This window comes from Ciceribacter sp. L1K22, from assembly GCF_017599385.1.
Classification (GTDB): Bacteria; Pseudomonadota; Alphaproteobacteria; order Rhizobiales; family Rhizobiaceae; genus Allorhizobium.
On record NZ_JAGFPK010000001.1, the window covers coordinates 2,823,113 to 2,837,118 of the forward strand.

Below are 14,006 nucleotides of genomic sequence, written 5' to 3' on the forward strand. Positions count from 1 at the left end.
GCCTGGCGACGGCCGCCGGGCTATAGGGAAAGCATGACCATGGCGACGACCAGCCTTCCGCATTCGACCGCAACGAACAGGATCGTTCACGGCCTGGGCCTGATGGTTCTTGCCATGCTTCTCGCGCCACTGATCGACGTCTTCTCCAAGTTGGCCACGCAAACAGCGTCGCCGGCGATGATCACAGCCGGTCGCTTCTTGTTCCAGGCCCTGTTCATGCTGCCTTTCGTCATGGCCAACAGCGGATGGCGCGGCCTCTCCTGGCGCCAGAGCAAGTATCATGCAATCCGTGCCGTTCTGATCACGCTGTCGATGATCTGTTTCGTTGCCACGCTTGCCGTCATGCCGGTCGCCGACGCTGTCGCAATCTTTTTCGTCGAACCCATCATCTTGACCGTTCTCGCCAGCATCTTCCTCAAGGAAACCATCGGCTGGCGGCGCTACCTCGCCTGCGTCGTTGGCTTCATCGGGGCGATGATCGTCATCCGTCCGAGTTTTCAGGAGGTCGGCTTCATCACCCTGCTGCCGATCGTCACCGCATTCTGTGTCGCAGTCTTCGCGCTGATGACGCGAGCCCTCTCGCAAAAGGAAGATCCCTGGACGATGCAGTTCCAGATGTCGCTATGGGGACTACCGATCTGTGCGGTCGTGCTTTTCGTCGGGAACTTTGCAGGCTTCGCGCCGCTGACGCCATCGCTGCCGGATAGCCTGACGATCGCATGGATGGCAGGGGTCGGGTTCGCTGCTGCGCTCTCCGGCATCCTTGCCGTCTTCGCCTATCGCGAGGCGCCGGCGTCCGTCCTGGCGCCGATGCAGTACCTGGAGATCGTCTCGGCCACGCTTTCGGGCTGGCTGGTGTTCGGTGACTTCCCGAATGCCGTCAAATGGCTCGGTATATCCATCATCATTGGCTCGGGCCTCTTCATCATCTGGCGCGAGCGCAGGGCCGCATCCCGCCCGGTGACCGAGACCGAAAAGATCACCGCCACAGTTGAACCATGACAGACACGAATTCGAACCAGCCTCCGCTCAAGGGTATCCGCGTCATCGAGCTTGCTCGCGTGCTGGCCGGTCCGTGGGCTGGACAGATGCTCGCCGATCTCGGCGCAGACGTGATCAAGGTGGAAAACCCTGAGGGAGGCGACGACACCCGCGCCTGGGGACCGCCCTTCGTCGAGGGCAAGGATGGCGAAAACCTGTCGGCAGCCTATTATCACTCGACCAACCGCAACAAGCGCTCGATCGCCATCGATTTCCGCACAGAGGAAGGCCGCGATATCGTCCACCGGCTGGTCGCCACCGCCGACGTCGTCATCGAGAACTTCAAGCTCGGCGGACTGAAGAAATACGGTCTCGACTACGACAGCCTGAAAGCCATCAACCCCAGGCTCGTCTACTGCTCGATCACCGGCTTCGGCCAGAACGGCCCTTACGCCGAATTCGCCGGCTACGATTACATCGTGCAGGGCATGTCCGGCTTCATGTCGATCACCGGCGAAAAGGACGGCGAACCGATGAAGGCGGGTGTCGCGATCGCCGACATCTTCACCGGCATTTATGCCGTCACCGCGATCCAGGCGGCCTTGATCCACGCCATGAAGACCGGAGAAGGCCAGTTCGTCGACATGGCCCTGCTCGATGTCATGTCCGCCGTGCTCGCCAACCAGAACATGAACTACCTCGTCTCCGGCAAGGCGCCCGTCAGGCTCGGCAATGCGCATCCGAACATTTCGCCCTACGAGGTCGTCCCGACCTCGGACGGCCATCTCATTCTCGCCGTCGGCAATGACGGCCAGTTCAAGCGGCTTTGCGCCATCCTCGGCATCGCCGAGGTCGCCGACGACGAGCGTTTTTCCACCAACAAGGCGCGCGTCGCCAACAAGGCTGAGGTTCGCCGCATCGTCACGACCGAGACTGTAAAGTGGACCAAACGCGATCTCCTGAGCGCGTGCGAGACCAACGCCGTGCCCGCCGGCCCGATCAACTCTATCGCCGAGATGTTCGATGACCCGCAGGTCAAGGCGCGCGAGCTGCGGATCGACCTCGAGGACCCCGACGGCAACAGCATACCCGGCGTGCGCACCCCGATCGTGCTGTCCGAAACACCCCTGACCTATACGCGGCCGAGCCCGCGCGTCGGCGAGCACCAGGACGAGATCCTGGCCGAACTCGCGGAAATCGAACGAAAGGCATCGAAATGACAAAGAAGACCGGCGGCGAACTGATCGTCGAAGCCTTGAAGGCGAACGGCGTCAAGCGTGTCTCCTGCGTGCCCGGCGAAAGCTATCTCGCGGTCCTCGACGCGCTTTACGAAAGCGGCATCGAGACGCTGGTGTGCCGCCAGGAGGGTGGTGCGGCGATGATGGCGGACTGCTGGGGCCGGCTGACCGGAGAACCGGGTATCTGCATGGTCACCCGCGGCCCAGGCGCCACCAATGCCAGCGCCGGCCTCCACATCGCCCGCCAGGATTCGATCCCGATGATCCTTTTCATTGGCCAGGTCGCGCGCGACATGCGCGAGCGCGAGGCCTTTCAGGAAGTCGAATACCGTCGGGCGCTGACGGAATACGCAAAATGGGTCGGCGAGATCGACGATGCCCGCCGTATCCCGGAATTCGTCACCCGCGCCTTCGCCGTCGCGACCTCGGGCCGACCCGGCCCGGTCGTGCTGTCACTGCCAGAGGACATGCTGACGGATATGGTGGAGGCGCCCCCCGCCCTGCCCTACACGCCTGTTGAGAGCCATCCCGGCCGAAGCCAAATCGCTACCTTTGAGACGCTGCTGAAAAACGCAGAACGGCCGATGTTCATCCTCGGCGGCACACGCTGGACCGACGAGGCGATCGCCGGCATCCAGGATTTCGCCAGCCGCTTCAAGCTGCCCGTCGGCTGCTCCTTCCGCCGCCAGATGCTGTTCGACCACATGCACCCATCATACGCGGGCGATGTCGGCATCGGAATCAATCCGTCGCTTGCAAAGGAAATCAAGGAAGCCGACCTGCTGGTCCTGATCGGCAGCCGCATGTCGGAAATGCCGTCCTCCAGCTACACCTTGATCGATATTCCCTACCCGAAGCAGAAGCTGGTCCACGTCTTCCCCGATCCGGAAGAACTCGGCCGGATGTATCGTCCCGATCTCGCGATCTGCTCCGGCCCCGCAGAGTTCGTGGAAGCCTTGGAGGACCTTGAGGCGCCTGCCGCTCCGATCTGGGCCGAGCGCAAATCGGCGATGCACGACGCCTATCTCAGATGGTCGACGCCCCCCAAGACGGGCCCCGGCGATGTCCAAATGGGACCGATCATGGAATGGATCGAGGCGAATACGGCTGACGACACCATCTTCACCAACGGTGCCGGCAACTACGCGACCTGGGTGCATCGCTTCCATCGCTTCCGCAAGTTCCGCACACAGGCCGCCCCCACCTCCGGCTCCATGGGCTACGGACTGCCGGCAGCGGTTGCCGCCAAGCAGTTGTTCCCCGAACGCGAGGTGATCTGCTTCGCGGGTGACGGCTGCTTCATGATGCACGGCCAGGAATTCGCGACTGCCATGCGCTACAATCTGCCGATCATCGTCCTGGTGATCAACAACGGCATCTACGGCACGATCCGCATGCATCAGGAGCGGGAATATCCCGGCCGCGTCAGCGCCACCGGCCTTACCAACCCTGACTTCGCCGACCTCGCCCGCGCCTATGGCGGCCACGGCGAAACGGTCGGCAAGACGGAAGAGTTCGCGGGCGCCTTCGAGCGGGCCCGCGCCTCGGGCAAACCCTCGATCATCGAGATCAAGCTGGATCCGGAAGCCATCACGCCGGCGCTGACGCTGAGCGAGATCGCCGCTGCAAGCAGGAACGGCTAGAACATCACGAGGTGGGCTGGTCCTCAGCCCGCCAGTGACCGGATCGTATCCGTGTCGAGCGCGCACAGCCGGCGGGCATCGTCCGCCGGCATGGCGCGACCGAAAAGAAAACCCTGGCCGACATCGCAGCCGAGCTCGGTCAGTGCCTTCAACTGGCTTTCGCTCTCTATGCCTTCCGCGGTCATGGTGAGGCCGAGCCCCCGGCCGAGACCAAGGACGGCGCGAACGATCTTCGCCTGCCGTTCGTCGGTCTCGAACCCTTCCACGAAGCTTCGATCGATCTTGATCTTGTCGAAGTTGAAGCGGGAAAGCTGCGACAGGCTTGAATAGCCGGTTCCGAAATCATCGAGAGCGACGCGAATTCCCGCCGCATGCAGTGTGGATACCGTGATGTCGGCCTGATGCAGATCCTGCACCAGCGCCGTCTCGGTGATCTCGATCTCCAGCCTGTGTGGCGGCAGTCCGGTTTCGCCGAGGATCTGAATGATACGCAGGCCGAGCTGCGGGTCGCGGAACTGCACGGGCGAAATGTTGAAGGCGAGATTGACGTGGTTCGGCCAGCTTTTCGCCTCGATCGACGCCCGGCGCAGGAGCTGGTCGGTCAGTTCAACGATGAGCCCTGTTTCCTCCGCGAGGGCGATAAATTCCATGGCCGGTAAGAATTCCCCGTTCCGTTCCCATCGAGCCAGGGCCTCGAAGCCGTGAACCTTCCCGCTTTTGAGATCGACCAGAGGCTGGAAATACGGGACGACCACGTGTTCCCTGAGCGCGCTGCGCAGATCGCGCTCAAGCTCGATGCGGTGCCTCAAGGCATCCTTCATCGAAGGCTCGAACCAGACTGTCTGGTTGCGCCCGCCGCGTTTGGCGACGTACATCGCAGCATCGGCATGTTGCAGGGCAGTCCGGACACCGCCCTTCCCCTTGGGCACGGAGGCAATGCCGATACTGGCGCCGATCTCGGCCGTCGTTCCGCTGAGCGCAAAGGGTTCGGAAAGCGCCGCCACGGCCGCGCTGGCTTTCGCCTGCGCCGCTTGGGCGTCCGTGGACCCCTGCAGCACGACGAATTCGTCGCCTCCGACACGAAACAGCGCGTCGCTGCCGTAGATGCCGCCAAGCCTGCGGGCGACCTCGAACAGCGCCTGGTCGCCGGCCTCGTGGCCCAGCAGGTCGTTGATCTTCTTGAAGCCGTCGAGATCGATGGAATGAACGGTGTAGCGCCCCGTGGTGCCGTTGGCCTCCATGGCCGCGACAGCCGCGTCTAGACCCCTGCGATTGTGAAGATGGGTGAGCGGATCGTGTTCGGCGAGCCAGGCGGTATCGCTTTCTGCCCGCTCCTTGGCGTTGAGCGCCCGTGCGAGCTCGACGACCCGCAAGGCGGCATAGATAAGGCTGCCGATGCCGGCGGTGGCGAGAGCGAGGATCAACTCGTCGAGCTGGTACTCTTCGTGATCAGCCACATAGTCAACAAGCGCCTCGAAGGCATCGTTCTGAACAGCGAAGAAAAGGACGCAAAGGCAGAATGCCGTAAGGATAATCGCATCCGAAAAAGCCCGACTTGTGAATGGATTACGCACCGTCTGTGTCCGCCCCGCCCCTGTGTCGGCCATGCCCTTAGGGGAAAATTCTGGCCAAGCGTGCCGACAGTAGGACACATATATATTAAGCTATTCTTATAAAATAGCGGAGAGGGCGTCCTTTCTATCGTTTCTTCGTGTCTGCTGTGCGATTTTCCGAGCATGTCCGTGTCGCAGCCGCATTCGCAGTCGCGATCACTGAAACGAAAAAGGCCGGTGTATCGCGGATACACCGGCCCATGGGCAATCGATCGTCGAAGGCTCAGAGCGCTGCAGTAACGATGAACTCGACCTTGTAGTCCGGGGTCGCGAGAGCCGCTTCGCTTGTCGCGCGAGCCGGCGGGTTCGCCGGGTCGATCCAGCCTTCCCAAACGGCGTTCATTTCGCCGAAGGTCGACATGTCCGAGAGATAGATGATCGTCTGAAGAATCTTCGACTTGTCGGTACCGGCGGCGGCAAGCAGGCGATCAACTTCGGCAAGCGCCGACTTCGACTGCTCTGTCACGCTCGTGCCCTCGCCCACCTGGCCAGCCAGATAGACAGTGTTGCCGTGAACGACGGCGCCGCTCATGCGCTTGCCAGGCTCGATACGCTTGATGGTCATGGAAATGCTCCTGTTGGTGTAAGATATTGGTCCGGCTGGAATGCCGGCTCAGCCGCGCTGGTGGAGCGCGAGTTCGTAGGTGCGGGTCGAGCGGGCGCCCGACCGGCAATAGCCGAGCATCGGCCGGTCGAACTCCTCAAGGGCGTCAACCATGTCGGCGACCGCCTCCGGCGTCACGCCCATCGGGCCGACGGGCACGTGCTTGATCTTGATCCCAAGTTCTTCCGCGCGAGCCGCGATCTCCGCGAATGTCGGCTGGCCCGGTTCCTCATTGTCAGGACGATGGCAGACGATCGACTGGAAACCCTGCGCCTTGATTGCATCGAGATCGGCAACAGTGATCTGGCCTGTGACCGCGTATTCGTCGTTGATCTGCCTGATATCCATCGCCATCGTGCTCCTCGAATGAATGTGGCAAACACTTAAGGTGCCATCGGCAGGGCGTCAATCTAAACGAAGGCGAAGGTGAGCGCGTATTCACGGGTCTCGCCCGGCGCCAGCAAGTCCAGTTCGCCCGCCTTTTCCAGTTCCGCCCGCCCGACCCAGCGGTGCGAGACGGGTTCGATGCCGAGAACGGCAGCCGGAGCGGACTGGTTGTGCCACATCTGCAGAAACGGCAGAGTATCGGTACGGAACCGCACGATGAGCGTCCGGCCACCGATAGCGGCGATCGGTCCGAGCCGTACCTCGGCCCAGCCGCCCTTTCCCGCCGGCACACAGAACACCTGGCCCGCCGGATCTCCGAACCGCCAGCCAAGCGAACCCTCCTTGATCATGGCGCCGGATATCCGGGTGGCCTCGTCGAGATGCTTCGAGCCGATGTTCATGTGGTACATCAGCATCGCGGGGAACGGCGTCTCGCCGGCATTGCAGAGCGTATCGCGCAGGTGCACCTCACCGTTGGCGCCGTCGATCCGCCAGTGCCGCGTCAGCAGCGCCTTTCCGCCGTCGGCGAGGTCAACAGGCACGCGTGCCCGGCAATCCGCATCGTCCTCGAGGCTGACATCGAGAATATCGGCCGGACGGGACGAGAACGAGCCATGCAGCGGATAGTTCGCGCCATCCTTGCCTGAGATCGGTTCAGGATGGCGGATGTGATCGGGACCGCAGGTGAAGAGAAAGCCTTCAAGCGAATGGTCGATTCGGGGGTCGCCATCATCGGGAATCGCGCGACCCGGCGACAGATCCACGCCGTCGACGACACAGGAACGAATGTCCAGCACGGACGTTGGATCGAGTGAAAGCCGCGGGCCCTTTGCCGCCTTGAAATCCATGGAAAGCCGCCTCATCTGAATTTTTCGTGACACCGCCGATTTGCCATAAGGAAGGCATTGCTTTGCCACACTTTTCCCGCATCAAGCCGAAGCTGTTAAGACGGTGTTCACCATGAATTCACCTTTTGCGGCCTACTGTCAAATGGGGAATTTTGCCGAATACCGGAGTGGAATCTCAATGAAGGCTACCGTTACGAAAAGATGGATGACAGGCACGGCGCTTGCAGCTCTGGCGGCAGCGACATCGCTTTTTGCCATGCCCTCGGTGGCGCAGGATGTCTACGGCCGCTCGCAGACGCTTCTGGTGACGCCAGAGGGCGACTTGCTTGGCTACACGCCCGAACGGGGTGAAGTCGTCGTGCGTTACGACAACAGCGGTCGCCGCATTCTCCTCGACCGCTACGGCAACATGATCGCCTACGAGATGCCTGCGGAGGAGTATTTCCCGCGCCGCCATCGCGAACCCTACTGGGGCGGTCAGGTTGCCAACGCGCCTGTATGGGAAGATGACGTCATGACCGGATCGGTGCCAGGCGATCCCGCGATCGAGCGGCAACCGTTGGAGGAAGCCCTGCCCGGCTTCCCGGACGACAGCTTCGGCGCTCAGGAGCAGCCTGAACAGCCGATGACGAAAAAGGCGATCCCTGAAATACCTGTCGGCAAGCTTTCCCGCCCCGAAGTGACGGCACTTCAGGTCTTCCTCGATCGCGAAGGCGTGTCGCCCGGCGTCATCGACGGCAAGATGGGACAGAACGTCAACAAGGCGATCGTGGCCTGGGAACAGATCACCGGCGAGACGCTGGACCCGAATGACGCCGATGGCATCATCGAGCGGCTCCGCCTCTCCGGCGGCCTCGCCTTCATGAGTTACACAATCACTGCCGGTGACGCCGCGGGTCCCTATGTGGCGGCGATTCCGGAGGATTACGCCGAGAAGGCCGCGCTTCCGGCTCTCTCCTACACTTCGACCGCCGAAATGCTGGCCGAGAAATTCCACATGGATGAAGCCTATCTCCGCGAACTTAATCCGGGGGTCGATTTCACCATTCCGGGCACCATCATCAAGGTGGTAGATCCCGGCCCGGCCAAGAAAGGTTCGGTTGCGCGCATCATTGCCGACAAGGGATTGAAGCAGGTTTTCGCCTATGGTGAGGACGGCGCGCTGATCGCCGCATATCCCGCGAGCATCGGCTCTGCCGATACGCCGTCTCCCTCTGGAACCGTCACGGTCGAGCGGATCGCCCTCAATCCCGGCTATACATACAATCCGAAGGTAAACTTCAAGCAGGGCAACAACGACCGCGTTCTGTCGATCCCACCGGGTCCCAATGGTCCTGTCGGCACCGTGTGGCTGGCGCTGTCGAAGCCGACCTACGGCATTCACGGAACGCCGGAACCCTCGAAGATCGGCCGCACCCAGAGCCACGGCTGTATCCGCCTAACCAATTGGGACGCGACCGAACTTGCCAAGATGGTGAAGCCGGGCGTGACGGTCGAGTTCATCGACTGATCGTGACTTTGGCACATGAAACGAAAGAAGCCGCCGGATGTGATTACGGCGGCTTCTTTCGTTTGGCTTGGGAGGTTATCAGGCGGCGTTGCGCACCAGCCGCAGGAAGCGACGCGGCGTCTGCGAGCGGATGACCTTGACCGGCAGAAGCCGCATGACTTCGGCCGCAAAGGCACGGGCGTTTTCCTGGGCCTTGTCGAGATTGCTGATCTTGGCAGGATCCATCCCGTACAAGGTGCCGCCACAGTCGAAGATCTCGCGATAGGCGCTGCGCTCGACGATCGGGGTATTGATGACGTTCACGCCGCGCGCCGAGAGCAAGCCCTTGATGGTTAGCAAGGCACGCGTCGTGACCATGGAGGTAACCCGGGTCAGAACGACGGAGTGCGCCACCTTCAGGTTACCCGCCTCCTCCATGAGTCGGATCAGATCGAGGATCTGGGCGCCGCCCTTGGCATCCATGGCACAGCCCTGGATCGGGATCATGACGTGGTCGGAGAGACCGATCGCCGCCGTCACCACTGCGTCCCGAGCGCCGGCGAGGTCCACGACGACATAGTCGGAGGTAGCCGACAGCTCGCGCAGGTGCCCCTGCAGCGATGCGAGCGATACTTCGGAGACGACTTCGATATTGTGCTGCGGGCCGGACAGTTCGAACCACTGGCTGATCCACCGTTGAGGATCGGCGTCCAGAATGGCGACGCGGTAGCCCTGGTGGGCGAGTTCGGTCGCGAGAAGCAGAGCGGCTGTTGTTTTGCCCGCGCCGCCTTTGGCATTGGCAAAGGAGATGACTGGCATTCTAGATCCTCAAACGTATGGCCCGAGCCAATCATTGCTCTGCGGGACACCGGCTCATGGTGCCATATTCCCACTCTTTCTAATTATGGTTAACAAACCTTCAAGAATGGGGCGAAGATCTCATCTTTAAGAAATTTCTGATATATTTTCAGTGAATTGATATCAAAAAGAAAATCTCCCGACACGTTGTGCCGGGAGACGAAGGGGCACCCCCTGAATTGAGGGGTTAGAAGCAGGCTTCGAAAAGGCTCTTGGTGTTCTCCAGCGTCATCTTTACAGGATTGCCGCCGGCACTCGGGTCCTCGATCGCCATGGCCGACAATTCCTCGATCCGGTCGGGTTTGATTCCCATCGCCGTCAGATTGTCCGGCACGTTCAGTTCGGAACGAAGCGCCAACACGTAATCGTAGAAGCCATCGAAGCCGCCGGCGATACCGAGATAAGCTGCGGCGCGCTCGATCTTGTCCTCGATGGCGTCACGATTGAACTTGAGTACCGGCGGCATGACAACGGCGTTGGTCATGCCGTGGTGGGTGTTGTAGACGGCACCGATCGGATGCGACAGCGCGTGGATGGCGCCAAGACCCTTCTGGAATGCGACCGCGCCCATGGCGGCGGCCGACATCATGTTGGTCCGTGCCTCGATGTCGGTCGCATCTTTGTAGGCGCGCGGAAGGAATTCCTTGACGAGCCGCATGCCTTCGAGCGCGATGCCCTGGCTCATCGGATGGTAGAAAGGCGAGGAATAGGCTTCCAGGCAGTGGGCGAAGGCATCCATGCCCGTGCCGGCGGTGATCATCTTCGGCATGCCGACCGTCAGTTCCGGATCGCAGATGACGACATCCGGCAGGAACTTCGGATGGAAGATGATCTTCTTCACATGGGTTTCGGAATTGGTGATGACAGAGGCGCGGCCGACTTCCGAACCGGTGCCGGCCGTTGTCGGCACGGCGACGATCGGGGCGATGCCGTCGGAATTGGCCCGCGTCCACCAGTCGCCGATATCCTCGAAATCCCAGACGGGCCGCGTCTGGCCGACCATAAAGGCGACGCACTTGCCGAGGTCGAGACCGGAACCGCCGCCGAAAGCGACGACCCCGTCATGGCCACCATCCTTGTAGGCCTTGATGCCGGCTTCCAGGTTCTTCTCGTTCGGGTTTGGATCGACATCGGCGAAGAGTGCGCGGCCAAGGCCCGCCTCTTCCAAAACGTCGAGTGCCGTCTGAGTAATCGCCATGGGCGCCAAGCCCCGATCAGTGATCAGCAGCGGCTTCTTCATGCCGAGCGATTTGCAAGCGTCCGCCAGTTCCTTGATGCGGCCACGTCCCATCTTGACGGCGGTGGGATAGCTCCAGTTGGCGACGATGTTCATTTCGTGACTTTCTTCAGGTGATAGGATTTTGGACGGGTGAGGTTCTGGAAGCCGAGTACGGAAAGAGAGCCGCCCTTGCCGGTTTCTTTCACGCCGGTCCAGCAGAGCGCCGGGTCGAGATAGTCGGCGCGGTTCATGAAGACGGTGCCGGTTTCGATGTCGCGGCCGATACGGGCGGCCCGCTCCGGATCCTGCGTCCAGAGAGAGGCAGTCAGGCCGTAGGGGCTGTCGTTCATCAGGCCGAGCGCCTCGTCGTCATTCTTGACTTTCATAACGCCAACGGCCGGACCAAAAGTCTCGTCCTTCATGAAGGCCATGGAGTGATCGACGTTCACCAGGACCTGCGGCATCAAGTAGGCGCCGCCGTCGTCCTGCGGGAACAGCTTCGGATCGACAAGCGCCTTGGCGCCCTTCGAAACCGCATCGGCGATCTGCTCGCGCACGACCTTGGCGAACCGCTTGTTGGCCATCGGGCCAAGGGTCGTTTCCTTGTCGAGCGGATTGCCGAGCTTGTAGTTCGACACCCAGGCGACAGACTTCTCGATAAAGGCATCGTAGAGGCTCTCATGCACATAGATACGCTCGATGCCGCAGCAGCACTGGCCGGAATTGTAGGTCGCGCCGTCCATCAGCGTGTCGACGGCAGCGTCGAGATCGGCATCCTCCATCACATAGCCAGGATCCTTGCCGCCGAGCTCGAGGCCGAGACCCGCAAAGGTACCGGCAGCGGCGCGCTCGATCGAACGACCGCCTTCAACCGAACCGGTAAAGTTAATGAAGTTGAAATTCCCGGCCGCGATCAGCGCGGATGTCGTCTGGTGGTCGAGGAAAAGGTTGATGAACACGTCATCGGGCACGCCAGCCTCGACGAAAGCGCGCACCATGCGCTCACCAACCAGCAGCGTCTGGGTCGCATGCTTGATGACCACGGTGTTGCCCGCCATCAGCGCCGGTGCGATCGTGTTGATCGCGGTCATGTAGGGGTAGTTCCACGGCGCAATGACGAAGACGACACCATGCGGCTCGCGCTCGATGCGACGCTCGAAGGATGCGCTCTCTTCGATGACCAGCGGCTTCAGCGAGTCGGCAGCGATGGAGGCGACATAGTTCGAACGCTCGTTGAAGCCCTTGTATTCGCCGCCGTAGCGGACCGGCCGGCCCATCATGTGGGCGAGTTCCGGCACCACCTCGTCGGCCATCTCGTTGAGGCGCGCCACACCCTTCAGCACGAGTTGCACGCGCTCTTCTAGCGGCCGGCGCGCCCAGGCCTTCTGCGCCTTGCGGGTACGCGCAACCGCCTCGGTCGCCGCTTCAAGCGACATGGCCGGGCGTTCGGCGTAAACCGATCCGTCGATCGGAGAAATGCATTGGATCATGGTCATTCCAGGGTGCTCCTCAAAAGCTCTTTGTCGCCGATACCGCGCCTCGATCCGTACCGCCATCCGTAAAGGTGACGCAGGGGTGCGTCATCGCGCTTCCCCTGGATCGGTCCGGCCGGCATGCCCTCCCTGATCGAGAGGTCGCCTAACTCTTCATATCGCCGCGATCGCGGCTTCGATATCTCCCCAAAGGGGTATCCTTAGCTCCCAGCCGATTATGCTCGCTCGAAACCGCGCGCGACTTCCCAGTCGGTGATCCGCCGATCATACTCCTCCTGTTCCCATTCAGCAGCACGGACATAGTGATCGACAACGTCATCGCCGAACGCCGCCCGCAGCATCTGGGAGTCCTTCAGAGTTTCGGCGGCCGCCCGCAGCGTGCGCGGGATTTCGCGGACGTCCTGCGCGCCATAGGCATCCCCCGTGAAGGCCGGTTCGAGCTCCATTTTCTTCTCGATCCCGTCTATGCCGGCGGCCAAAAGCGCTGCCATGGCGAGATAGGGATTGAGATCGGAGCCACCGACGCGGCATTCGACGCGGATACCCTTGGTGCCGTCGCCGCAAAGACGGTAGCCGGCGGTGCGGTTGTCCTTCGACCAGATCGCCTTGGTCGGCGCAAATGTGCCAGCCATGAAGCGCTTGTAGGAATTGATGTATGGCGCGAGGAAATACGTGATCTCTGAGGCGTGGTTGAGCAGGCCCGCCATGTAGTGCTTCATCGTCTCCGACATGCCGTACTGACCCTTCTCATCGAAGAACAGAGGCGTCTTGCCATCCGCGGACCAGAGCGACTGGTGGATATGGGAGGACGAACCGGCAGCGTTGTAATGCCACTTGGCAAGGAAGGTGATGGCCTTGCCCTTCGACCAGGCGATCTCCTTGCAGCCGTTCTTGATAATCACATGCCGGTCGGCCATGGTTAGGGCGTCGGCATAGCGCACGTTGATCTCTTCCTGGCCGGCAGAGGCCTCGCCTTTGGAGTTTTCGACAGGGATGCCGGCGCCCTGCAGGCCCTTGCGGATCGCCCGCATCACGTCCTCTTCCTTGGTGGTCTGGAAGATGTGGTAGTCCTCGTTGTATCCAGAGACCAGTTTCAGGTCGCGATAGCCGGAAAGCCGCGCCTCGTCATAGGTCTGGTCGAAGAGGAAGAATTCGAGTTCGGTCGCCATGAAGGCCTTCATGCCCATGGCTTCAAGCCGGGCGACCTGCTTCTTCAGGATAGCACGCGGCGAATGCGGCACTTCGGCATGGGTGGCGTGGTCGAGCATGTCGCAGAGAACGAGTGCGGTGCCTTCGAGCCAGGGAATACGACGCAACGTCGTAAGATCCGGCTTCATGGTATAATCGCCATAGCCCTTTTCCCAGCTCGTCGCTTTGTAACCGGAGACGGTTTCCATCTCCATGTCGGTGGCAAGCAGATAGTTGCAGCTATGCGTTTCCTTATAGGCACTCTCGACGAAATACTCCGCCTGGAAACGCTTGCCCATCAAGCGTCCCTGCATGTCCACCTGACACGCCAGAACCGTGTCAATGCGCCCCTCGGCGACGTCCTTTTTCAGATCTTCGAATGTGTACGTGGTCATCTCGGTGTTCCCAGGGCAGCGATTGGCTCATGCCGTCTTGTTTTGTGAGG

The 14,006-nt window shown here is 61.4% G+C and carries 12 protein-coding genes; 4 read left to right on the forward strand and 8 right to left on the reverse strand.

Features of this window, described 5'->3' with window-relative positions:
* Positions 1 to 39 precede the first annotated feature (39 nt).
* Genes J5J09_RS14060 through J5J09_RS14070 form a run of 3 tightly spaced genes read left to right on the forward strand, consistent with a single transcriptional unit; the run spans position 40 to position 3,862 of the window.
* Entirely contained in the window at positions 40 to 1,002 is a 963-nt protein-coding gene (locus tag J5J09_RS14060; RefSeq protein ID WP_208551513.1) for a DMT family transporter, read from the forward strand.
* Positions 999 to 2,201 carry a CaiB/BaiF CoA-transferase family protein gene (locus J5J09_RS14065; protein ID WP_208551514.1) on the forward strand — a complete coding sequence of 401 codons (1,203 nt, stop codon included), beginning with the start codon at positions 999 to 1,001 and terminating at the stop codon, positions 2,199 to 2,201. The genes J5J09_RS14060 and J5J09_RS14065 overlap by 4 nt, the downstream gene beginning before the upstream one ends.
* On the forward strand, positions 2,198 to 3,862 hold the full coding sequence (locus J5J09_RS14070) for a thiamine pyrophosphate-binding protein (RefSeq protein WP_208551515.1): 1,665 nt from the start codon (positions 2,198 to 2,200) through the stop codon (positions 3,860 to 3,862). The genes J5J09_RS14065 and J5J09_RS14070 overlap by 4 nt, the downstream gene beginning before the upstream one ends.
* A gap of 23 nt (positions 3,863 to 3,885) precedes the next feature.
* Here J5J09_RS14070 and J5J09_RS14075 read toward each other — a convergent pair whose 3' ends face one another.
* The 4 genes from J5J09_RS14075 to J5J09_RS14090 form a co-directional block, all read right to left on the reverse strand.
* Positions 3,886 to 5,436 carry an EAL domain-containing protein gene (locus J5J09_RS14075; protein WP_348646462.1) on the reverse strand — a complete coding sequence of 517 codons (1,551 nt, stop codon included), beginning with the start codon at positions 5,434 to 5,436 and terminating at the stop codon, positions 3,886 to 3,888.
* Between the two features lie 262 nt (positions 5,437 to 5,698).
* The gene (locus tag J5J09_RS14080) at positions 5,699 to 6,040 is read right to left on the reverse strand and encodes a RidA family protein (RefSeq protein WP_208551517.1); all 342 of its coding nucleotides are present in this window, start codon (positions 6,038 to 6,040) and stop codon (positions 5,699 to 5,701) included.
* 48 nt (positions 6,041 to 6,088) lie between these two features.
* Entirely contained in the window at positions 6,089 to 6,427 is a 339-nt protein-coding gene (locus tag J5J09_RS14085; RefSeq protein ID WP_208551518.1) for a TIGR01244 family sulfur transferase, read from the reverse strand.
* A 62-nt stretch (positions 6,428 to 6,489) separates the two neighbouring features.
* Positions 6,490 to 7,314 carry an aldose 1-epimerase family protein gene (locus J5J09_RS14090; RefSeq protein ID WP_208551519.1) on the reverse strand — a complete coding sequence of 275 codons (825 nt, stop codon included), beginning with the start codon at positions 7,312 to 7,314 and terminating at the stop codon, positions 6,490 to 6,492.
* A 205-nt stretch (positions 7,315 to 7,519) separates the two neighbouring features.
* Between J5J09_RS14090 and J5J09_RS14095 the strand changes: the two genes are divergently transcribed.
* A complete protein-coding gene (locus J5J09_RS14095; protein ID WP_208553588.1) occupies positions 7,520 to 8,824 on the forward strand; it encodes a L,D-transpeptidase in 1,305 nt (434 codons plus the stop codon).
* Between the two features lie 78 nt (positions 8,825 to 8,902).
* Here J5J09_RS14095 and J5J09_RS14100 read toward each other — a convergent pair whose 3' ends face one another.
* From J5J09_RS14100 to J5J09_RS14115, 4 genes are all read right to left on the reverse strand, one after another.
* Positions 8,903 to 9,622, reverse strand: a complete 720-nt coding sequence (locus tag J5J09_RS14100; protein WP_208551520.1) for a ParA family protein — start codon at positions 9,620 to 9,622, stop codon at positions 8,903 to 8,905.
* Between the two features lie 226 nt (positions 9,623 to 9,848).
* Entirely contained in the window at positions 9,849 to 10,994 is a 1,146-nt protein-coding gene (locus tag J5J09_RS14105) for an iron-containing alcohol dehydrogenase (RefSeq protein WP_208551521.1), read from the reverse strand.
* Positions 10,991 to 12,376, reverse strand: a complete 1,386-nt coding sequence (locus tag J5J09_RS14110) for an aldehyde dehydrogenase family protein (RefSeq protein WP_208551522.1) — start codon at positions 12,374 to 12,376, stop codon at positions 10,991 to 10,993. Before J5J09_RS14110 ends, J5J09_RS14105 begins: the two co-directional genes overlap by 4 nt.
* Before the next feature lie 212 nt (positions 12,377 to 12,588).
* On the reverse strand, positions 12,589 to 13,956 hold the full coding sequence (locus J5J09_RS14115) for a glutamine synthetase family protein (RefSeq protein WP_208551523.1): 1,368 nt from the start codon (positions 13,954 to 13,956) through the stop codon (positions 12,589 to 12,591).
* Between the last annotated feature and the right edge of the window lie 50 nt (positions 13,957 to 14,006).

Coding starts and splice junctions, on each gene's coding strand:
- J5J09_RS14060 (WP_208551513.1), top strand. CDS start 40: ATGGCGACGACCAGCCTTCCGCATTCGACCGCAACGAACAGGATCGTT.
- J5J09_RS14065 (WP_208551514.1), top strand. CDS start 999: ATGACAGACACGAATTCGAACCAGCCTCCGCTCAAGGGTATCCGCGTC.
- J5J09_RS14070 (WP_208551515.1), top strand. CDS start 2,198: ATGACAAAGAAGACCGGCGGCGAACTGATCGTCGAAGCCTTGAAGGCG.
- J5J09_RS14080 (WP_208551517.1), bottom strand. CDS start 6,040: ATGACCATCAAGCGTATCGAGCCTGGCAAGCGCATGAGCGGCGCCGTC.
- J5J09_RS14085 (WP_208551518.1), bottom strand. CDS start 6,427: ATGGATATCAGGCAGATCAACGACGAATACGCGGTCACAGGCCAGATC.
- J5J09_RS14090 (WP_208551519.1), bottom strand. CDS start 7,314: ATGGATTTCAAGGCGGCAAAGGGCCCGCGGCTTTCACTCGATCCAACG.
- J5J09_RS14095 (WP_208553588.1), top strand. CDS start 7,520: ATGACAGGCACGGCGCTTGCAGCTCTGGCGGCAGCGACATCGCTTTTT.
- J5J09_RS14100 (WP_208551520.1), bottom strand. CDS start 9,622: ATGCCAGTCATCTCCTTTGCCAATGCCAAAGGCGGCGCGGGCAAAACA.
- J5J09_RS14105 (WP_208551521.1), bottom strand. CDS start 10,994: ATGAACATCGTCGCCAACTGGAGCTATCCCACCGCCGTCAAGATGGGA.
- J5J09_RS14110 (WP_208551522.1), bottom strand. CDS start 12,376: ATGACCATGATCCAATGCATTTCTCCGATCGACGGATCGGTTTACGCC.
- J5J09_RS14115 (WP_208551523.1), bottom strand. CDS start 13,956: ATGACCACGTACACATTCGAAGATCTGAAAAAGGACGTCGCCGAGGGG.